Below are 20870 nucleotides of genomic sequence, written 5' to 3' on the forward strand. Positions count from 1 at the left end.
TGAAGAAAAAACGACAAACAGGTTCGCATTTTCGCTCCCCCTGCGTCTTACCTAACATAGCGACGCATGCGCGCATATATCGTAAGGGGATCAGGGATTACAATGTCCATTCGAACTGGCGCTAAGCGCTCTCTCAAAACCGTGTTCATGACAGGAGGCGCGGTTCTGGCCTTGATGGCCAGCGCAGCGCAGGCGCAGGCCGATACGCAGCTGCTCGAGTTCAGTATCCCCGAGCAGGATCTGGGATCAGCCCTGACAACGTTCGCTTTGCAAAGCAATCAGCAGATTCTCTTCGCGCCCGATCTAGTCGCCGATCTTCGATCCAAGGAAGTGTCGGGGGCGCATTCAGCGCCGGAGGCTATTGAGATTCTGCTATCCGAAAGCGGATTGGATTTCCAGCTTGGCGAGTCGGAAATCATCCTTCTCGGATCGCCGACGGACACGATCAAGACCGCTCAGGTCGTGAAGCCAAAGTCGGAACCACTTCCGGAGCCTGCCGGTCAGGTTGAGGACGTCCCGACCGGAGCCACGGGTATCGTGGTGGATGAAGAGGAGGAAGACGAAGTTGTCGTGACGGGTAGCCGCATCAAGCGAGACACTGCCTCCTCGGTTGCGCCCTTGCGCATCATCACGACCGAGGTCGAACGGGATTTCGGACTGTTCGATTCCACTCGCATCTTGCAGCAGTCTCAGGCAGCCAGCGGCGCACAGATCGATCAAACTCTGCAGGGCGCTTTGCTAGATAACGGCCCGGGCTCTTCGACCTTGAACCTCCGGGGTCTTGGCGCCAACAGAACGCTCCTTTTGATGAATGGCCGCAGGCTTGCGCCGTCCGGCGTCGAGGGAGCACCGTCTTCGCCGTCGCTCAATCAGTTGCCCACGGGACTTATCGAGCGTTTCGAAGTTCTTCTCGACGGCGCGTCTGCTGTTTACGGCTCCGATGCCGTCGGCGGGGTCGTCAATGTCATCACCAAACGGGATTTCGATGGCCTCGAGCTGAATCTCTCGGCGCAGGCTCCGACAGGATTTGACACGCTTGACTATTCGGGCACGGCAACCTGGGGAAAGAACTTCGACCGCGGTTTTATCGGTGTCGGGGCAGAGTACTTTCATGTTGATGAGGTGCGGCTTACAGATCGGAAGTTTCTTCGCGGCTGCACGACCCATGTTGAGGTCACGGAAACGGGCGAAATTCGTCGCTTGGGAATTAGGAGGCAGACTCAGTACGAGACTTTCTATCCGGGCTTTAGCGCGGTGCCACCAACGGAGTGTGCTGGCGTGAATCAATCCACGTCTCGCGCTAACACCAATACCAGGTTTGCAACAATTCACGGTGTCCCCGGAAATGACACCAACATCGGCATTCCTGGCTATTTCGATGAGAGCCTCCTTAGTATCCCAATCGATGGCGATAGTGACGGCCGACAGGACATTGACTTCGTTCAGTTTACCCCTGATGGCAACGATATCACAAGTAGTCTTACGCCCGAAGAGAATCGAGTCAGCCTGATGGCGTATGGTGAATATACTCTAGACGGAAAAAACAATCTTACCCCATATTTCGAAGCGCAATATAGCAATACACGCGTGAAATCCAACACGACTGCGCCGGCTCTGGGGGCTGATGTTGGGGAAAACAATCCATTTAATCCCTGTGGGGTCAATGGCGTTGACTGTAACGACGCTCTCCGGGGTGTTCTCAGCGATCCTGGTTTTATCAACCGGTTCCAGTTGTACAATAGCGATCCTGATACTAATAGGGACGGAATCCCCGAAGTAGGGCCCTTTCAAAGGCCTTGCGTCGCTAACAATATTGCGTTCGAAGATTGCACGCCCGACAATCCAATTTTCGGCCTTAACGATCTCCCAACTGGTTCACAGCCGACTGTCAGTTTCGTGTCGGTTGATGGCGATCGCGACAATTTCGATGCTAATTTCGATAACTATCGGGTCACCACCGGTATCAAGGGTGACTTGCCGGGTTTAACATTTGGTCCGCTAAGTGGCTGGACCTTCGATACGTCTTTGACTTACTCCCTGTCGAGCGCGACATCCGTCCGGACAGGTGTGCGGGGCGATAGGTTGGCGTTTGCCATTGGTAACAATCCTTTGAACTTTACGGCCGACGCTTTTTTTGGGTCGGAACGACTTTCTGGCGGAGCATGCGATCCGACAGGCGTTGTTGGTGATATTCGTCCTGACGTCCTGCAGGGGTGCGTTCCGGTAAACCTGTTCGCGTCCAGCTTGTATGAAGGCGTGACGGATGGCGGGTTCGCGACTCAAGCAGAACGCGACTATCTATTCGATGAACGCAGCTTCAAAACAGACTATCAACAAATTCTCCTCAATGGCTTTCTAACGGGCAAACTGCTCGACGTGCCTGCAGGCAATGTAAATGCGGTGCTCGGTTTTGAATGGCGTAGCGACGATATCGCTTCTGTGCCCAATGATGTAGCGTCTCAAGGCTTGCTGTCTAATACGGCCCGTGACCGGGGGGCGTCGGGTAACAAATGGACCCGCGAGCTCTTTGCCGAGATCGAGGTTCCGGTTTTCAAGGCGCAGCCCCTGGCTTATAGTTTGGATGTCAATTTATCCGGTCGCCTGACAGACGATCAATTTTACGGAACGAATGGGACTTATTCAGTAAAGGTCGGGTGGCGTCCAATCTCGGAACTTTTGATCAAGGGAACATACGGTACGGCATTCCGTGCACCCAATCTTCGTGAAAACTTCCTTGAGGGTCAAATTCAGGATACGACCATTCAGGATCCCTGTGCGGTGCCGCTGGGGGCGAGGGCTTTCGATCCTGTGGCGGGTGGCTTTGTCTACGACGGATCTAATGAATCTCGAGATCCTGTGATCTTGGACGCTTGCCGGGCATCCGGTGCCGATCCGACAACGGCTGGGATCGCAAGTCCGACCAGCGCATTCTTCGTGTCCGCAGAAACATTGTCAGGCGGGACTCTTGCTCTCGAGCCCGAAACGTCCCGATCGTTTACGACAGGTGCTTCTTACACTGACAATGTCGGCGACCTGTTCGGTTTCAACATTGATGTCAGTTACTACGATTTCGAAATCTCGAACGCGACGGCCGAGCCATCGCCGCAGTTCATCGTTGCAGATTGTCTTCTTACGGGTCGAGAACAGATCAGCGCATTCTGTGACAACATCACTCGAGACAATGCCACAGGCTTGATTTCGTCCATCGATTCCCGCTTCATTAATCGAGACGGGGAGTCGGTCCGAGGGATTGACTATAATCTTTCTCTCTTCGGCGATACATCGATTGGCGACAAACCTCTGGACCTGTTTGCCAATGTAAATGTCGGCCAGCTATTGGAGCGGACTACGGAAGTGCGTGACAATGCGGGCGAAATTATTGCCGATGAACTTGTCGGGGGCTACTTCCTCCCTGAATTTACAGGTGAATTTTCTTTCATTGCAACGCTTGACAAGAAGTGGGGCTTGAACTGGCGAACGCGTTACATTGGCGGACAAAATGTCGATGAAGAGGCTGACTCAGACTTTGGTGACGCGCTCGGCACCACGACAACAACTCTCTCAGATGGCAGCACTGATTTCGTGCTTCCGACCTTTTCGGACACGTGTGGCGGTCCTGCTGTCGGGGATGTGACGTGCCGAGACAAGCGGAACGCTGAAGACTATTTCGAGTCGACCGTCTCCATAAGATATTCCGCACCTACGTGGAGCGCCGCGATCGGTATCGGCAATGTCTTCGATCAGGCACCACCGGAAGTCGATGTGACGGCACAAGGTGGCGGGGCTATTGTACGATCCAACGTGCCTGTCGGGGTTGGTTACGACCTACTTGGCCGAAATCTCTTCGTAAGCCTTCAGAGATCCTTCTAGGTCTCTCAACCCTTCGATTAGAAGGCGGGCCGCCTTCGTGCGGCCCGCACACCTTAATTCCAGGATATCACCATGACGATGCTCGCAAGACCTCACCGGATAGTGGCCCAAGCAGGCCTTGTGCTGGTGACTGCCTGTGCAGCGGTCCCAGCTCCAAGCGCCGAAGCTCAAGTGGCCGTTAACGCCACGACCGTTCAGGCCCAAACGATCATACCCATCGAAGCCTGGGCTCTTCGCGAAGCCGTAAAGAATGTGGTCGTTTCGCCCGACGGTAAGAACCTTCTCATGATGGTCACAGGCTGCAAAACCTGTGATCCTATTATCGAGATCCGCCGCATCGATGATCTTCAGGGCGATCCAGTTCGTTTGAATTCCGAAACGGTGGAAATGGTCAATGCGAGATGGATCACCGATACGCTTGTCACGGGCGTCGCCCGCCAGCAGGTCCGCAAACGCGTCCGCGGTCCGGAGGACGACAGCTACGCCTACAGCATCTTTACCTACAATCTGGAAACCAACGACTTCAAACTCGCGGGCGGCAATTTCGGTATAGTCAATCTTCTGCCGACCGATCCGGACCACGTGCTCATAGAATCCGGCACCGCCAATAGTTCCCTTGGGCAGGACGACCCATTCTTCGCCTTCCGGCCCCGCTCCTATTACAAGCTCAACCTCAAGACCGGGCGGCGGTCCTTGGTTATGCGAGGCACAGCCAGCATCCCCACAGCGACCTTCGATGACCAAGGCAATCCGAGATTTGCGGCCGGTATTGACATCCGGACAAAGGAAGTCGTCAACTATTACCGCAATGCTGGCGATGGCGAATGGCGCGAAATGAGCCGCCAAAACGGCAAGGACTTTTTCGAAAACGAGATCACCTATGTCGGAGCCAAACCCGGCGTTGCCGATGCAGGCTACGTTCTGGCCCGCAACGGCGCCGACACGGTCGGGCTTTGGAATTTCGACTTCGCTAACGGAACCTTCGGAGAACTGATATACCGGAACCCGGAGGCCGATGTTGTTGCCGTGCGCGGACCCGCTAACCCTTGGCAGGAGGACCGCGAACCCGTTGCCGTGGTTTTCCCAGGCGAGAAATTCGAGACTCACTGGTTCGACAAGACCGAGCAGGCCCTGGTCGAAGGAATCGAAGCGCAGATCGCCGATGCCCATCAGGTTCGGGTCACCAGCACATCGCGCGACGGGTCGGTCATGACCGTCAGGAATTCGGGTCCACGTGACCCTGGATCATACTATTTGGTCGTCGACGGTGACTTGCAAAAAATCGCCTCCGAGAACCCCTATCTGACCGGAGACGTTCTGTCGGATGTCGATTACATAAAGTATACGGCCCGCGATGGTCGTGAGATCCCTGCCTATCTCACCAAACCCAAACAGCCTGGGCCTTGGCCGTTGATCGTCTTGCCGCATGGCGGACCCTATGTAACGGAAGTGGTCGGTTATGACCGCTGGGGCCAGCTTCTTGCCTACCATGGCTATGCCGTGCTGCAGCCTCAATATCGCGGATCGCGTGGCCACGGCTTCGATCATTACAATTCGATGTGGAACGAGCATGGCGGTAAAATGCAGGACGATAAGGATGACGGTGCGCTCCACCTCATTGAGGAGGGGCTAGTAGACCCTGACCGTGTAGCCATGTTTGGTTGGTCCTACGGCGGCTACGCCGCACTGGTCGCCTCACAGCGCGACCCCAACATCTACCAGTGCGTCGTAGCCGGTGCAGCCGTAGCAGACCCCAAGAAAACCTATATCGCGCGCAAGAACGACTTTTTTCCCTATGCCGATCAGCTCTCTCGCCAACGGGGAGCCTTTAGCGGCATCAATCCAATTAAGGATGTAGACAAGGTCAATGTACCCATTCTCATGGTGCATGGTTCGGTGGACCGCCGCGTCCTGCCCTACCATATGAAGGATTTCGAAAAGGCCATGCGCAAGGCCGGAAAGTCCGACATGCTGGATACGCTTTGGCTGGAGGGTGCAGACCATTTTTTCAGCACGCTTCGCTATGAGCACCAGGAAGACTTCTACACACGACTACTGTCATTCTTGCAGCGCGATTGTGGACCGGGCGGATTGTAGTCAGGTTCGAATTAGCTGCTAGCCCAGTGGTCTTCGACTATTGTACAGTAGCGTGTCTAAAGGAGCGTATAGCTGTCATCCACACAACCATTTACCAGACGCCTAGCTTAACCCGTTTTCACACAACTTAGTGCAAATTGTGTTGTGTGAAGACACAAGGAACCTTCCAGCTGCCTCTGATGGCACGCCGCCTGACTATGCCTTGCTCGAGCTGCGGCGCCTGGCCGAGCTGCACGAAGCTTTCCCTTATTGTACACGAAAGCCATCAAGCACTTATTTCCTTGTCTAGCCTAAGCTAACCTCGAATCCCCTCGACTCACTCATCTAGCGAAAAACCGCTTTTACCCTGACCTTAAGTCTCGTAACAAAACGAGGCTTTCTACGTGTCACCCAATTCCATTCTCATCGGCCAAGTCGGCGTCGTCTTCACGACGATCGGCGCTGGCGTGTGGGGCGCAACTCAATGGGTCGCGCAGGAGCTGCGTTACGATCCCTATCTAGGCACGCCTTGGTTCGAAGTGGGCGAGACCCCCGTCTACTACCCATGGCGATTGTTCGAATGGTGGTATGCCTTTGAGCCCTACGCGCCAGACGTCTTTGCGACAGGCTCATACATCGCCATCGGCGCATCAGCACTTGGCGTAGTCTTCTCCGTAATCGGGTCAGTGTGGCGCGGTCGTCAGGCAAAAAAGCTCACGACGTTCGGTTCGTCCCGTTGGTCGGGTGATAAGGATATGAAGCTCGCAGGCCTGTTCGGCCGAAACGGCGTCTTCATCGGTCGAACTAAGGATGACTATCTCCGCCATGATGGGCCCGAGCATGTGATGACGTTTGCGCCAACCCGGTCGGGTAAGGGTGTCGGTCTCGTCATCCCGACACTGCTGTCCTGGCCGCACTCGACCGTAATCCACGATATCAAAGGCGAGAATTGGCAAATCACATCCGGTTGGCGCTCGACATTTTCTCACTGCCTACTGTTCGATCCGACCAACCCAGCGTCCGCCAAATACAACCCACTTCTCGAAGTTCGCAAAGGGCGTGACGAAGTTCGTGATGTCCAGAACATTGCCGATATTCTCGTCGACCCCGAAGGTGCTTTGGAACGCCGCTCTCATTGGGAGAAGACCGGCCATGCCTTGCTGGTCGGCGCGATCCTTCATGTCCTCTACGCGGAGGAAGAGAAGACACTCTCCCGCGTCGCATCCTTTCTGTCTGACCCCGCGCGCTCGTTTACGAAGACGCTGCAGGTGATGATGTCCACCGATCACCTCGGCTGCGGGGATGCAGCCACCCAGAGTGGTTCTGGCTCAGATGCCCGAGCTACGAAAGTTCATCCCGTCGTGGCGCAAGCAGCGCGCGAACTTCTGAACAAGTCTGTCAATGAACGCTCAGGCGTCCTGTCGACGGCGATGAGTTTTCTGGGCCTGTATCGCGACCCGACCGTGGCCGAGGTGACCTCAAAATGCGATTGGAGGATCGAAGATCTGGTCGATGCCGAAAAGCCTGTCTCGCTCTACCTCGTCGTGCCCCCGTCCGACATCTCCCGGACCAAACCACTCGTTCGTCTTATCCTGAACCAGATCGGACGACGCCTGACAGAGAAGCTGGAAGGCGATGTCGACGGCAATGCGCGTCGGCAGGTCCTGCTCATGCTAGACGAATTTCCAGCTTTAGGGCGATTGGACTTCTTCGAGAGCGCGTTGGCCTTCATGGCTGGCTATGGTCTGCGGGCATTCCTCATCGCCCAATCACTCAACCAGATTGAAAAGGCCTACGGACCCAACAACTCCATTCTCGACAATTGTCATGTGCGTGTTGCGTTCGCCACAAATGACGAGCGGACCGCCAAGCGGATCAGCGATGCACTCGGCACGACAACCGAAATGCGGGCGATGCGGAATTATGCCGGTCACCGCCTCGCACCGTGGCTGTCGCATGTCATGGTCTCCCGCCAGGAGACGGCACGTCAACTGCTGACTCCCGGCGAGGTCATGCAGCTTCCCGCAGACGAGGAAGTCGTGCTGATCTCAGGCACGCCACCCATCCGCGCCAACAAGATCCGATTCTATCAGGACAAGAACTTCAAGAGCCGGGTGTCCTCCCCACCGGCCTCGAACGGCCCCGGTCATCCCTATGACGATGCTCCCCTCCCACGTCAGGATGACTGGGGCCAAATGACTGCACGGGTCGACTTCAAGATGCTCAAGGCACTTGAAGAGAGCTTCAACAAAACACTGTCCGGAGGCGGGAAAGAGCGGGCTCCGAAGCAAGAAGAGGCCGGTAAAGATACTACCAACGAGCACGCCATCGATGCTGACATCGAGCAGGATGACGACGCACAATCCAACGCCACGAACCAGCCAAGTATTACCGGGATGGTTCTCGGCATCAACCAGGACACGCCCGGAATTGACCTGAAAGGCATGACATAATGCGCGACCTTCAAGACATATCACGACGCCTGGAAACAATCTCGCGTGACCTCGAAGTCATGGCGAGGAAACAGGATACAATCTCCAAACTGCTGGCGCTGCTCGCAGTGCACATTCCAGACGTCGACCAAAGCGAAGAATCTATGGCTCGCCATGCGGAGCGAAGGCTCGCTCGATCATGCCTGTGCCAAGTTACGTTCTCGGACTTGAAAGTCGGAGGCTAGGATGGCGACGTCAAAACCCAAACTTACAGTATACCTGGAACCGGACATCTTTTTACGTCTCAAGTTGGACGCTTGCCGTCCTGGCAACACCTATTCCCACCTTGTCGAGCAAGCTCTGACGCTCTGGTACTCCGAGGACCGGGAACACGCGCAGAACAATCCGCTTCTCCGTCGTATGGACCGAATGAATCGTGCTGATGAGGTACACACACGCAAGCTGGCGGTGATGTCTGATGCGCTGGGTTTGTTCATTCAGTATTTCCTCACGCTGATTCCGGAGATTCCGGAAGAGCGCCGAGATACGGCGAGTGATCTCGGCGCTGCGCGGTTCAAGCGGTTCGTGGAAGATCTTGCATCGGTCCGCAGCGACAGTCGGCGTGGTGTCTTGGCAAAGGCGGAAGACATTCTGGCAGACGTCAGTGCGTTCTTCACAGAAGAAGACTTGGAGCGGTTGAACCGACCTCTTCCCCAGAACCATCGTGCCTCTTCTGTCAAACAGGGAGGTCCCGATGATTGAACAAATCACTCAAAGTCGCCTCCGCACCGATACGATGCTGCGCAGCGCGTTCGGTCCGATCATTTGCGAAGCTTTGGCCGACTCATCCGTCGTCGAGATAATGCAGAACCCGGACGGTACGTTATGGACGGAGAGAACTGGTAAGGGCCGGTTCTGCAATGGTCAGCAAATTACGCCGGAGAAAGCCGAACGCATTGTGCGTCTCGTCGCAAGCCTTTCAGGCCATGACGTAACCCGCGAACAGCCAATTGTGAGCGCCGAACTTCCAATTGGCGGCCAGCGCTTCGAGGGGATTCTTCCACCTGTCGTCCGAGCGCCGTCCTTCGCGATACGCAATCATGCCGCTCGTGTATTTACACTGACGGACTATGAGGATGTCGGCACCATGGACAGCAAGAGCGCCAACCTTCTGCGCGCTGCCGTCATCGCTCGCCGCAATATCCTGATCGTAGGCGGCACGGGGTCTGGCAAGACGACGCTGGCAAATGCGCTTCTCTCGGAAGTAGCAGATACCGGCCACCGCGTCCTCATCCTTGAAGATACGCGCGAGTTGCAATGTGACGCGGATGACTGTGTTGCGCTTCGCACACAGCCTACCGTTTCCATGGCGGATCTCCTGCGCTCCACCTTACGCCTGCGCCCGGACCGCATCGTGGTTGGCGAAGTGCGCGGCGGCGAAGCGCTCGACCTTTTGAAAGCCTGGTCGACCGGACACCCCGGCGGCGTGGCGACAGTCCATGCCAACAGCGCAGCCGACGGCCTCGACCGTCTGGAGCAGCTTGTGGGCGAAGTTGTGGCGAACGTGCCACGCAAACTCATCTCCGCGGCGGTCGATATCGTCGTTGGGATCGAGAACCACGCGGGCGTCCGACGGGTCACGGACATCCTCGAAGTTCTTGGAGGCGACGGACCGAATGGCGCCTATCGGCTTCGGTCGATGGTCCACGATCCGCCGTAACCCCAGCGGCTGAGACTTCGGCCTCCGCCACTTCAATCCCACTCATCACAGCTTTGCAAAAAGGAGTCCCTCGTGACCCAGCTCTCCAGTCATGTCTTGACGTCACACGTCAATCGCCACCTGCTATTCGCCGTCCTTGTCGGCGTCGCCGCTTTTACACTCGCCAGTCCAGCTCATGCCGCTGGTTCCGGCATGCCGTGGGAAGGACCGCTCACGTCCATCCTCGCGTCAGTGGAAGGACCCATCGCCAAGATTGTCGGCACGATGGCGATCATCCTCGCCGGCCTCGGACTTGCCTTCGGCGATACGGGCGGCGGCTTTCGCAAGCTGATTCAGATCGTGTTCGGACTGTCCATCGCGTTTACCGCGACCAGCTTCTTCCTGTCCTTCTTCAGCTTCGGCGGCGGGGCCGTTCTCTAATGGACACGGCGCAGCACATCGACGGCTTCAGCATACCGGTCCACCGGTCGCTGACCCAGCCGATCATGATGGCGGGCGCACCGCGCTCGGCCACTATTCTTAACGGCACACTCGCAGCCGCGCTGGGGCTGGGTCTCCAGCTCTGGCCTGTCGGGATCGCTGTGTGGGTTCTCGCGCAAACCGCCTGCGTTTTCGCAGCCAAGCGAGACCCGCTCTTCCTCGACGTGCTGCGCCGCCACCTCCGCCAGAAAGGCTACCTCGCATGATGAACCTGCGCGAATACCGTGAACGCCCTGCTGCGCTTGCCGATCACCTCCCATGGGCTGCGCTCGTCGCGCCCGGTGTGGTCCTGAACAAGGACGGCAGCTTTCAGCGCACCTTGCGCTTCCGGGGTCCCGATCTCGATAGTTCGTCGCCGCAAGAGCTGGTCGCGACCTGCGCTCGCGTGAACAACGCGCTGCGTCGGTTCGGGTCCAGTTGGGCGCTGCACTTCGAGGCTACGCGCCGCGAGGCCGACAGGCCGGAGACATCTGAGTTCCGCGATCCGCTGGCCTGGTTAGTAGAACAGGAACGGCTCGGCCTGCATGCCGAGATCGGCGCACTGTTCGAGAGTGACTACCATCTCACATTCACCTTCCTCCCGCCTGCAGACAAGGTCGGCAAGCTCGAACGGCTCTTCATCGATCAGGACAATGCTAGCAATGCGACAGAGCCATCCGGCGCTGACCATCTAGCGGCCTTCATCCGGGACACGGATGCTGCACGCGGACTGCTCGCGACGGTCTTTCCGGTGGTGGCGTTTCTCGATGACGCCGAGACGCTGACCTACCTTCAATCCTGCCTTGTATCGAATGAGCGTCAGCCCGTGCGCATGCCGGATATACCGATGCACCTCGACGCGGTGCTGGGCGGGACAACACTTGTTGGAGGGTTGGAACCGAAGCTGGGTAACGACCACATCCACGCGATTACAGTCATGGGCTTCCCGGGGGCGACCGAGCTGGGACTGCTGGACCGACTGAACGCGCTCGGCTTTCCCTATCGCTGGACCACACGCTTCATCCCGATGGACAAGCCCGAGGCCGTCAAGGTCCTCGGTCGCTACCGCCGCCAATGGTTTGCCAAGCGCAAGAGCGTCATGGCGATCATGAAGGAGGTGATGACGAACGAAGCATCGGCGTTGGTCGATACAGATGCCGATAACCAGGCGGGGGACGCCGACGCCGCTCTCCAGCTTCTCGGTCAGGACTATGTCGGGTTCGGCTACGTCACCCAGACCATCATCGTCAGTGGTGAGGATCCATCCGTCGCGGATGAGCGGATCAAGACGGTCGAGCAGGTCGTCAACGGACAGGGCTTTGTCACCATCCGCGAGAGCGTCAACGCCGTCGAAGCGTGGCTCGGATCGCTGCCCGGACACAACTACGCCAACGTCCGTCAACCCATCGTTCACACGCTTAATCTCGCGCACATGATGCCACTTTCGGCCATCTGGGCAGGACCGGAGCGCAACGACCATCTGGATGGTCCACCGCTCCTCCACGCGACGACGCAGGGCCACACGCCGTTCCGTCTGGTCACGCACCAGGGCGATGTGGGCCATACGCTAATCGTGGGTCCAACGGGTGCCGGTAAATCGGTGCTGCTGACACTGCTGGCACTGCAGTTCCGTCGCTATGCCGGTGCGCAGGTCTTTCTGTTCGACAAAGGACGCAGTGCAAAGGTTGCAACGCTCGGAATGGGCGGCCGTCACTACGAGCTAGGCGGCGAAGGCGGGCTTTGCTTTCAACCTCTCCGCAACATCGACACACAGCGCGATTTGGCTTGGGCTAAGAGTTGGGTCCTCGATCTGTTGCGCCACGAGCAGTTCGAGATCACGCCGGAGGTCAAGGATGCCGTATGGACTGCGCTGAGTTCGCTCGCGACGGCTCCGGTTGAAGAGCGTACGCTGACCGGACTGAAAGCCCTGCTGCAGTCGGCGACCCTCCGCCAAGCCATCCATCCCTACACGCTCGAAGGTCCGCACGGCGCAGTGCTGGACGGCGAGGCAGACAGTCTGTCGGATGTGGACTGGCAGTGCTTCGAGATGGAAGAGCTGATGCACTCGCGCGCGCTAGCCTTGCCGGTGCTGACCTATCTCTTTCACAAACTGGAAGCGCGCTTCGACCGTCGACCGACCTTGCTTGTGCTCGACGAGGCATGGGTCTTCCTTGACGATCCACTCTTCGCCGAGCGCATTCGCGAATGGCTCAAGGTTCTGCGCAAGAAGAACGTCTCGGTCGTGTTCGCCACGCAGTCCCTCTCGGATGTCGCAGACAGTTCCATCGCGCCTGCGCTGATCGAGAGCTGTCCGTCGCGCATCTTTCTGCCCAATGCGCGCGCGACCGAGCCGCAGCAACTGGAAGCCTATCGGCGCTTTGGCCTGAATGACACGCAGATTCAGCTCATCGCGCAGTCTATCCCCAAACGGGATTACTACTTCCAGAGCCGCGCGGGAAACCGCGTCTTCGACCTAAACCTTGGACCAGTCGCGCTGGCTGTCTGCGGATCGTCGTCTGTCGCCAACCTTATTGATGCCGACCGCATTCATGCGGAGGTCAATGGTCCCGGCTTCGCGGCGTCTTGGCTGCGCTGGCACGGACTCGATTGGGCCGCCGACCTTCTCGCTGTCGGGGACATCCTGACCGATCCGATCGTCACATCCCCGACCACACCAACACACCAAAAAGGAGCCGCATGATGCGCTTTTCTCTCAAACCTCTTCGCTCGTTTCTCGCCACCAGCGTTGCAGCCACGATGTTCTTCGCAGCACCGGCTCACGCCTTTCTCGGCAGCGGCATCGTGCTGGACCCAACCAACCTGATCCAGAACGCACTGACGGCCACACGAACGCTCCAGCAGGTGACGGCTCAGGCGACCATGCTGCGCAACCAGATCACGCAGATGACTAAGCTCGGTATCTATGTTGGGTCCGACCTCGATCGGATGCTTGGCGAGCTGAACCGCCTCCAGCATCAGGCGCGTGGTTTAAGTTTTCGGATCGACGAGATCGAGCGCGTCTTCGAGCAGCAGTTTCCAGATGCCTATGCCGTCTGGTCGGCAACCGAGCAGGCACAAATTGCGGATGCACAGCAGGAAGCGTCGATCATGGCGTTCCGGGACAGTGTGCGCATGCAGGCGCAGATCGCCGAAGCTGTGGAAGAAGATGTCCGTAAGCTGCAAACGCTGATGAACGCCTCTCGTGGTGCGCAGGGTGACCTTGCGGTCGCACAAGCAGGCAACCAGCTCACAGCCCTGTCGGCCAAGCAGTCCATGCAGATGCAGACGCTCATGGCAGCGCAGTATCGTGCGGAGGCCATTGAGCGCTCGCGTCAGCTCTACATGGAGCAGGCGGGAACGGCGCGCCACGAGTCTTTCATGGGGCGGGGTGGCTAGTCATGCTCCCGATATTGCAAGTCACACCGCCGACCCCGCCGTCTGACATGTCGGTCATCGACACCTTCATGGATACCTTCTCGTCCTACATCGACTCCGGCTTCGGACTGCTGGGCTCGGAGGTCGACTTCCTGGTCGCGACACTCATTGTGATCGACCTCGTCCTCGCAGGCGTCTTCTGGGCGATGAGTTCCGATGGCACCGTCATGGCGAAGTTCATCAAGAAGGTGCTCTACATCGGCGTCTTCGCCTACATCATCGGCAACTTCGCATTTCTGGCGACGATCATCTTCGACAGCTTCGCCGGACTTGGCCTGCAGGCGACCGGCACCAGCATGACGGCCGCCGACCTTATGCGCCCTGGCTACATTGCGAGCACAGGGTTCGATGCGGCAGCGCCCATTCTTGACACGATCAAGGATCTGACCGGGCCGGTCGCCTTCTTCGTCAACATCGTGTTGATCGTCGTGCTGTTCCTCGCTTGGCTGATCACGCTGTTCGCGTTTTTCTTCCTCGCCATTCAGCTTTTCGTCACGATCATCGAGTTCAAGCTGACGACGCTAGCCGGGTTCGTGCTCGTGCCCTTCGCGCTCTGGAACAAGACGTCGTTCCTCGCATAGCGCGTGCTCGGCAATGTCGTTTCGTCCGGCATCAAGGTCATGGTGCTCGCCATCATCGTTGGCATCGGCTCGACGCTCTTCTCGGAGGTCACAGCGGGTCTCGCAGGCGAGGTTACTCTTGAAGACGCGGGCGGCGTCATTCTAGCCAGTCTGGCGCTCTTCGCCCTCGGTCTTTTCGGTCCGGGCATTGCGACTGGCTTGGTGACTGGCGCGCCTCAACTTGGCGCTGGTGCAGCGGTCGGATCGGTCGCCGCCCTCGGGGCGGCAGGTGCCGTGGCCGGAGCTGGCGCGGCTGGTGCAGCCAAAACGGCAGGCAAGGCCACGGTCGGCGCGGCCAAAGCAGGAGCCGCGCTCGGTGGCGGCGCCATCATGGCGTTCCAGATGGGCAAGGCGGCATCCGGCGCAGTCGGCATAAAGGGAGCCGCCGCAGGCATGAGTGCCGTTGCGCACGCAGGCGCAGGCTCTTTTGCCAATGTGGCCAAGGGCGGCGTCGCCACAGTTGGCGGTGCGCTCAAGAGCAAAGCGCAGGGCGGAGCCAGAGGCGCAGTCACTGGCACAGGCGGCACCATCAAGGGTGGAGCGCCAAATACGCCCGATCCGATTGGCGGGACTGGCAAAGAGCCCGACTGGGCGAAGCAAGCAAAACAGCGTGGTTCCAGCCGCACCGAAGCGGCCGCTCTCCACTCCATGCGCGGCGGCGACAGCGGCGGCGCATCCTCCGGCCCTAAACTCAAAGACGACGACAGTTAGAAAGGACTTCAGACAATGATCTGGAAAAGACCCCAAGCCGCCTATGGGCGCACACCCGAACCTACGACACCGTATCAAAAGGCGGCGCAGGTCTGGGACGAGCGGATCGGCAGCGCGCGTGTGCAGGCGAAGAACTGGCGCATCGCGACACTCATGTCGATCGGACTGTCTGCCGTGCTCGCCAGCGGTCTGCTTTACCAAGCGACACAAAGCCTAGTCACGCCCTATGTCGTCGAGGTCGACACGACGGGCGAGGTCCGCGGCGTTGCACCGACAGTGAAGAACTACGTGCCGTCCGATGCGCAGATCGCGTTTCAGTTGGCAGAGTTCATCCGCAAGGTGCGGGGTATCTCGACCGACCCGATCGTCGTCCGGCAGAACTGGCTCGACGCTTATGACTTCACGACAAGCCGAGCGGCGCTGACGCTGTCTAACTACGCGACGGTCAACGACCCGTTTGCCGAAGTCGGCGTTCGCTCCGTGACGGTCGATGTCACGAGTGTGGTTCGGTCATCCGACTCCACCTTCGAAGTGCGCTGGAAGGAGACCGAGTTCCGGTCCGGTGCGAAGATCGCAGCGTCCGCGCACACCGCGCAGCTTACCATCGTGACCGAGACCCCGCGCGATGAGGCCACGCTCCAGCGCAACCCACTCGGCCTCTACGTCCATTCCATTAATTGGTCGCAAGACCGCCTCAATACAGGAGACGCGCCATGAGAGCCGTTGCCCTAACACTTATGCTGTCCGCAACCTGCCTCAGCGGGTGTTCAACGCTAGGTCTGAACAAAGTGGAACCGCCCGATGACTTCACGCTCGATCCCGGTTCAATGGTGCATGCGACACAGACGCCGGATGGCGAGATCGAGACCGTTACTCGAACGGTCGCGGTCGAGCGCTTCACGCCTGTTCCGCTGCCGGGTCAGCTCAAGCCTCGCGAGGCATTGGTCGCGTCGGCGTCTGCGAGAGGCAAACCCTTCGAGATCATCGACGCGGCCAATGCCGGAGCGAAGGTCGGCCCTAATCCGGATGGCTATGTCAATGCGATCCAGGTCTACCCGTTCGCACGTGGTGCGCTCTATCAGGTCTATACCGCGCCGGAGCAAGTGACCGACATTGCCCTGCAAGCTGGCGAGAAGCTCATCTCAGTCTCGGCGGGGGACACTGAGAGGTGGATCCTCGGCGACACGGTCTCGGGTGAAGGGGACACAGAGCGCGTCCATATCCTCATTAAGCCTATCGAGAGTGGACTGACGACCAACCTCATCATCACAACGACGGCCCGCACATACCGTGCCGAACTGACATCCTATCGTGAGACCTACATGGCAGCTGTGTCCTGGCGCTACCCGCGTGAGGAATTGATAAGCCTATCAAAGACGCGGAAGTCTGCAAGCAAACCCAGTGTCAGTTCGTCAGTCCTCTCGACTGGCGAAGATCGACTGCCCAAGCCATCGGGTCTCTCGGTCGACGCATTGAACTTCCGCTACCGCGTCGAAGGCGACAAACCTCATTGGCGTCCGCTGCGCGCATTCGATGACGGCCGGAAGGTCTACATCCAGTTTCCGGCGCGCATCGATCAGGGTGAAGCCCCGCCGCTCTTTGCGGTCGGGACCGAAGGTGACAGCCAGCTGGTCAACTACCGCGTGAAGGGGCGCTACTATGTCGTGGACCGTCTGTTCGCGCGTGCGGAGCTGCGCCTCGGCGAGAAAGACCAGCAGGTAGTGCGGATCGAGCGGGTTGCGTCGTGAGCGGGGCAAGCAAGACATCCGCGCCGAAGTCTCTGCAGATCAGAGGCGCTCCGCCGTCGGCGAAGCGGTTCAACAAGCGCACCCTTGGCGTCCTTTTGGGAGGATCGGCGTTGGCACTCTTGTTGGCTGCGGGCTTCGCCATGCGCACTCCAGACAATGCAGCCGTGGCACCGCAGGAGCTCTACAATACGTCGAACAAAGCTCTGCCCGAAGCGCTCAGCGAACTCCCGAAGGAGTACGGCGAGATTGTCCCCGAGCCACGGCGGCTGGGGCCGCCTTTGCCAGGTGACATTGGTGCGGGGCTACACGGTCAGCCGAAGGTCGTGCCTGATGACAATCCGTTCCGGTATCAGCCGCCTTCGTCCTACGACTATGCGCCCCCGCCAAGCTATACACTGCCTCAAACGACGCAGGCCAACTTGCCTACGGCGCGCACATCGGATCTGTTCTTCATCGCGAAAGCGGGCGGAGGCGACAGCGCAGTCGCCACTGATGCGTCTCCAGCGGCTTTTGCCGATCCGGGTGTGGCAGCCCTCGCTGAATTGTTTGCGCAGAGCGGTGGTGGGTTTGGGCTGCCTGCGACAGCTATCGATACTTCGAGCGCAGCCGGAGAGCGCGATGCGAGGTCGGATTTGTCCGACTCTGACATCTACAACCCGCATAGTCTTCGCAGTCCAGTCTCGCCCTATCAGGTCATGGCGGGAACCATCATCCCGGCGAGTCTTGTCACGGGTCTGAACTCGGACTTGCCGGGCCAAGTCATCGCCCAGGTCACGGAGAACGTCTACGACTCACCTACGGGGCAGCACCTTTTGATACCGCAGGGTACGCGTCTCTTAGGTCGCTACGAAAGCGACATCGAAGCAGGTCAGTCGCGTGCGCTGGTCGTCTGGAGCAGGCTTATCCGCCCGGATGGCTCCTCAATGGTGATCGAGAACCTCCCCGGCGTTGACCGCATGGGCCAGTCTGGCCTTCGCGATCGCGTCGATCGGCATCGTGGCAGCCTTTTTGGCGCCGCCATCTTGTCGTCGGTCCTCTCGGTCGCGTCTGAACTCGGTTCAGACGAGGACGACCGCATCACCGAGGCTCTCCGCGATGGAGGGCAATCCACCATCAATCAGGCGGGTCAGAAGGCCGTTTCCCAGGCGCTCTCCCGCAAGCCGACGCTTCGGGTACGACCCGGCTGGCGGCTTGGCGTCATCGTCAATCGCGACCTTGTGCTCTCACCCTACGACAAAGGAGGCTGACATCATGGCCGATACTTCAAACGCTCCAACTCTTCGCATCGGCAAACTGCCAGATCTCACACCGGTCAAGATGACCATTCAGGTCGAGCCGGACGTCCACCGGATGCTCGAAGACTATGCGCAGCTCTACGCCCAGAGCTACGGCGAGAAGATCGCGCCAGCCGCGCTCGTGCCGTCAATGCTCGCGAGCTTCCTCGCGTCCGACAACGGTTTTAAAAAAGCGCGCAAGACGCTCACCGCAAAAAGCTGATCAGCTCCAAGACTTCTAACAAAAACCAAAGGATATATATCATGGCAACCATAGGACAGTTCCGCGTCAAGGATGACGGATATAAAGGCACCATCTCGACGCTGACAATGGCGCGAAAGGTCAAACTCGTACCGAATGCGAACAAGAAGAATGACGACAGCCCCGACTTCTTTGTGAAGACCGGGAAGTGCGATCTTGGTTTCGCGCGGAAGGCCATCTCTCAAGGAGAGGACAGCAAACCCTACCTCAAGGTCTTTCTCGACGACCCGAGCTTCGCTGCTCCGATTTGGGCGGCCATGTTCGAAGCTGATGGGCTCGCCGACCTCGTCTGGTCACGTCCCAAGTCGAGAGCTGCATGAGCCTCACCCAGAAAGAACTCGAAGACTGTTTGGCGGTTCTCGCGGAGGTCTATGACCGTTGCGGGGATCGGGTTTGGCCCCTCTTCGTCAGAGTGGAAAAAGCTCTCGAAGACTTGCGCGGCCGGGAAGATCGACTTGCAGCACACCGAAAGCCGAGGGCGAATGTGAGTCATTCGTCCAAGGTTATTCAGATGCGAGATAGACGCGCCCAAATTTCTGCAGTCGCGTCGCTCAATTCGATGCCTTCAGCAAGTGATCCCGCGGTGTAGGCTTTCCACTGGCGAACCTTGTCGGGGTCGTTGGCAAACCCGTCGCTCAAGCCAATCGGCTGCGTCCTAGGAATCTCGGTTTTACGACGAGCGAAGGTCGCTTTCACCGCAGGAGCAATTTGGGCGTGATCGACCGGTGTCGATCTGGGGATTTGATAGAGGTCGTAACAGTCTTTGAAGCGCGTGTTCGCGAGGCCAAGAGAGACGACGGCATGATATTTTTCCGCTATCACGGTGGCTGGCGAATACGCCCTTACGCTTGCCGATGGCATGTCCAGCATGGACCCGTAGTCGACTTCGCTGGAAGATGTGATGGCATCGCCAAAGCCAAGGTCGATAGTGATCGGGATCCTGACACGTTCGAGAAATGCGACTGTCTTGAGACGGACACCGCCATATATCTGGTTGCCAGTCATCTGCGCGGCTCGGATTTCCGCCTCTCCGAATGAGAGGCCATCCTCGGCCTCAAACGTGAGGATCTCGGTGAAGTCAGAGATGATTTTGTCTTCTTCGGATGTGCCTAGTTTAGAGAAGTCGATGTCGACGGTGAAACGTCCGGGGTCGACGGTCCACAGCGTTACCAGCATTCCGCCTTTTAAGATGTAGGCTTCACGATGTGGAGTTTGGGAAAGCCGGTAGAGAATCCTCTCCAAAGCATATGCAATGAGTATGGTTTGAAAGTCCTGACCGGATGATCGAGCAATGTTCAGCAAACGCTGTCTAACGGACGCAGCGATGTTCTTGGGTCCTTCAGCCATTGATCGCGAGCGCCTCTAGATAGGGCTGCATTACAGGCCAGGCATTATGCTCTTGGGCGACGGCAGAGATTTCCGATGGCGTGGACTTACCTTCACGTATCGTCCAGCCAAGTGCATCTATAGCGGTCGAGCGTGTCACAAGGCGCGGCAGGCGGAAGCAGTCGGCGAGCGTTTTAGGGAGCGAGTATATTGGCACGCTAACGCCGGCGATCTCATGATGTTCTACATGAGATGAGTAATGCGGCTCGCCCATTCGCACAGCCCTGATCTTTGGGTAGGCCGCTCTTGGCTTCCATCCTCCATGCGGGATGATGCCCCATACCTGTCGAGGAAGCTCGTCAGTGATTTCATGAAAGGCGAGAGCGGAGACAAGTCCTATTCGAAGCTTGGGATAGAGCTTGGATGTTTCAGCGAGCTGTATGCCTTCCGGTATCTCTGCGTCAGCCCTTTGGTAGAGACCTCGGCCCACTCTAAGGAGAAGCCCTTTCTCGACAGCTCGACTGATAGCTGTCGCAGAGATGCCAGCTTCACGAAGTTCTGACGCTCGTGCGAGTGTGCTTCGCGAGCAAAGCTCTAGAATGTGCTCGACCTCTGTCATCACAGATAGATGTTACAAAAGCTCTCATATTACAAGCGTTGTATGAGTTCTTGTAACATTGAAGATGCTTTGGCGAAGTGATTATTGGGTCGCCTACACAAAGGGGCAGTCGATCCCAGCTTACTGCGTGGAGAACAATACGAGCCTCGAAATGGGGAACAATTCGCTTGACGAGACAGCCTAAATAATTGATATTACTTATGTATTCGACGGGAGTTTTTGACCTCCCCGGTGCGACACATCCCCGGTGCGACACATCCCCGGTGCGACACATCCCCGGTGCGACACATCCCCGGTGCGACACATCCCCGGTGCGAC

At 58.1% G+C, this 20870-nt stretch carries 16 protein-coding genes and 1 pseudogene; 15 read left to right on the forward strand and 2 right to left on the reverse strand.

All coding sequences use genetic code 11. From position 1 onward, the window contains the following. The first annotated feature begins 102 nt into the window (after window positions 1-102). The 15 genes and pseudogenes from Q0718_RS08810 (at window position 103) to Q0718_RS08880 (ending at window position 18927) form a co-directional block, all read left to right on the forward strand. A complete protein-coding gene (locus Q0718_RS08810) occupies window positions 103-3870 on the forward strand; it encodes a TonB-dependent receptor (protein WP_298916509.1) in 3768 nt (1255 codons plus the stop codon). Window positions 3871-3942: 72 nt separating this feature from the next. Then, entirely contained in the window at window positions 3943-5967 is a 2025-nt protein-coding gene (locus Q0718_RS08815; protein WP_298916511.1) for a prolyl oligopeptidase family serine peptidase, read from the forward strand. A gap of 383 nt (window positions 5968-6350) precedes the next feature. Then, complete coding sequence (locus Q0718_RS08820; protein WP_298916513.1) at window positions 6351-8399, forward strand: conjugal transfer protein TraG; 2049 nt, start codon at window positions 6351-6353, stop codon at window positions 8397-8399. Window positions 8400-8624: 225 nt separating this feature from the next. Further along, window positions 8625-9140 (forward strand): hypothetical protein, encoded by a 516-nt coding sequence (locus Q0718_RS08825; protein WP_298916515.1) that lies wholly within the window; start codon window positions 8625-8627, stop codon window positions 9138-9140. After that, entirely contained in the window at window positions 9133-10098 is a 966-nt protein-coding gene (gene trbB / locus Q0718_RS08830) for a P-type conjugative transfer ATPase TrbB (protein ID WP_298916518.1), read from the forward strand. Before Q0718_RS08825 ends, trbB begins: the two co-directional genes overlap by 8 nt. 120 nt (window positions 10099-10218) lie before the next feature. After that, complete coding sequence (locus Q0718_RS08835; protein WP_298916561.1) at window positions 10219-10518, forward strand: TrbC/VirB2 family protein; 300 nt, start codon at window positions 10219-10221, stop codon at window positions 10516-10518. Further along, window positions 10518-10784, forward strand: a complete 267-nt coding sequence (locus Q0718_RS08840; RefSeq protein WP_298916521.1) for a VirB3 family type IV secretion system protein — start codon at window positions 10518-10520, stop codon at window positions 10782-10784. The genes Q0718_RS08835 and Q0718_RS08840 overlap by 1 nt, the downstream gene beginning before the upstream one ends. Beyond that, window positions 10781-13258, forward strand: coding sequence for a conjugal transfer protein TrbE (gene trbE / locus Q0718_RS08845; protein ID WP_298916524.1), 2478 nt, complete (start codon window positions 10781-10783; stop codon window positions 13256-13258). Before Q0718_RS08840 ends, trbE begins: the two co-directional genes overlap by 4 nt. Then, a complete protein-coding gene (gene trbJ / locus Q0718_RS08850; protein WP_298916527.1) occupies window positions 13255-13953 on the forward strand; it encodes a P-type conjugative transfer protein TrbJ in 699 nt (232 codons plus the stop codon). The genes trbE and trbJ overlap by 4 nt, the downstream gene beginning before the upstream one ends. A 47-nt stretch (window positions 13954-14000) precedes the next feature. After that, window positions 14001-15323 (forward strand): annotated as a pseudogene (gene trbL / locus Q0718_RS08855) (P-type conjugative transfer protein TrbL). A 15-nt stretch (window positions 15324-15338) separates the two neighbouring features. After that, window positions 15339-16040 (forward strand): conjugal transfer protein TrbF, encoded by a 702-nt coding sequence (trbF, locus tag Q0718_RS08860; protein WP_298916530.1) that lies wholly within the window; start codon window positions 15339-15341, stop codon window positions 16038-16040. Further along, window positions 16037-17071 (forward strand): P-type conjugative transfer protein TrbG, encoded by a 1035-nt coding sequence (gene trbG, locus Q0718_RS08865; protein ID WP_298916533.1) that lies wholly within the window; start codon window positions 16037-16039, stop codon window positions 17069-17071. Before trbF ends, trbG begins: the two co-directional genes overlap by 4 nt. 110 nt (window positions 17072-17181) lie before the next feature. Further along, window positions 17182-18318, forward strand: coding sequence for a TrbI/VirB10 family protein (locus Q0718_RS08870; RefSeq protein ID WP_298916536.1), 1137 nt, complete (start codon window positions 17182-17184; stop codon window positions 18316-18318). Between the two features lie 4 nt (window positions 18319-18322). Then, window positions 18323-18568: a DUF2274 domain-containing protein gene (locus Q0718_RS08875; protein ID WP_298916539.1), complete on the forward strand. Its 246-nt coding sequence runs from the start codon at window positions 18323-18325 to the stop codon at window positions 18566-18568. Window positions 18569-18609: 41 nt separating this feature from the next. Continuing rightward, entirely contained in the window at window positions 18610-18927 is a 318-nt protein-coding gene (locus Q0718_RS08880) for a DUF736 domain-containing protein (protein ID WP_298916542.1), read from the forward strand. 187 nt (window positions 18928-19114) lie between these two features. On the opposite strand, the gene Q0718_RS08885 is transcribed toward Q0718_RS08880, so the two are convergent. Continuing rightward, the gene (locus Q0718_RS08885; protein ID WP_298916544.1) at window positions 19115-19954 is read right to left on the reverse strand and encodes a nucleotidyl transferase AbiEii/AbiGii toxin family protein; all 840 of its coding nucleotides are present in this window, start codon (window positions 19952-19954) and stop codon (window positions 19115-19117) included. Next, window positions 19947-20552, reverse strand: coding sequence for an AbiEi antitoxin N-terminal domain-containing protein (locus Q0718_RS13710; protein ID WP_366523844.1), 606 nt, complete (start codon window positions 20550-20552; stop codon window positions 19947-19949). The genes Q0718_RS08885 and Q0718_RS13710 overlap by 8 nt, the downstream gene beginning before the upstream one ends. Window positions 20553-20870: the final 318 nt, after the last annotated feature.

The sequence above is a fragment of the uncultured Algimonas sp. genome, assembly GCF_947498175.1.
GTDB lineage: Bacteria > Pseudomonadota > Alphaproteobacteria > Caulobacterales > Maricaulaceae > Litorimonas.

Coding starts and splice junctions, on each gene's coding strand:
- Q0718_RS08875 (WP_298916539.1), top strand. CDS start 18,323: ATGGCCGATACTTCAAACGCTCCAACTCTTCGCATCGGCAAACTGCCA.
- Q0718_RS08815 (WP_298916511.1), top strand. CDS start 3,943: ATGACGATGCTCGCAAGACCTCACCGGATAGTGGCCCAAGCAGGCCTT.
- Q0718_RS08885 (WP_298916544.1), bottom strand. CDS start 19,954: ATGGCTGAAGGACCCAAGAACATCGCTGCGTCCGTTAGACAGCGTTTG.
- trbF (WP_298916530.1), top strand. CDS start 15,339: ATGATCTGGAAAAGACCCCAAGCCGCCTATGGGCGCACACCCGAACCT.
- Q0718_RS08810 (WP_298916509.1), top strand. CDS start 103: ATGTCCATTCGAACTGGCGCTAAGCGCTCTCTCAAAACCGTGTTCATG.
- Q0718_RS08825 (WP_298916515.1), top strand. CDS start 8,625: ATGGCGACGTCAAAACCCAAACTTACAGTATACCTGGAACCGGACATC.
- trbB (WP_298916518.1), top strand. CDS start 9,133: ATGATTGAACAAATCACTCAAAGTCGCCTCCGCACCGATACGATGCTG.
- trbG (WP_298916533.1), top strand. CDS start 16,037: ATGAGAGCCGTTGCCCTAACACTTATGCTGTCCGCAACCTGCCTCAGC.
- trbJ (WP_298916527.1), top strand. CDS start 13,255: ATGATGCGCTTTTCTCTCAAACCTCTTCGCTCGTTTCTCGCCACCAGC.
- Q0718_RS13710 (WP_366523844.1), bottom strand. CDS start 20,552: ATGACAGAGGTCGAGCACATTCTAGAGCTTTGCTCGCGAAGCACACTC.
- Q0718_RS08840 (WP_298916521.1), top strand. CDS start 10,518: ATGGACACGGCGCAGCACATCGACGGCTTCAGCATACCGGTCCACCGG.
- Q0718_RS08880 (WP_298916542.1), top strand. CDS start 18,610: ATGGCAACCATAGGACAGTTCCGCGTCAAGGATGACGGATATAAAGGC.
- trbE (WP_298916524.1), top strand. CDS start 10,781: ATGATGAACCTGCGCGAATACCGTGAACGCCCTGCTGCGCTTGCCGAT.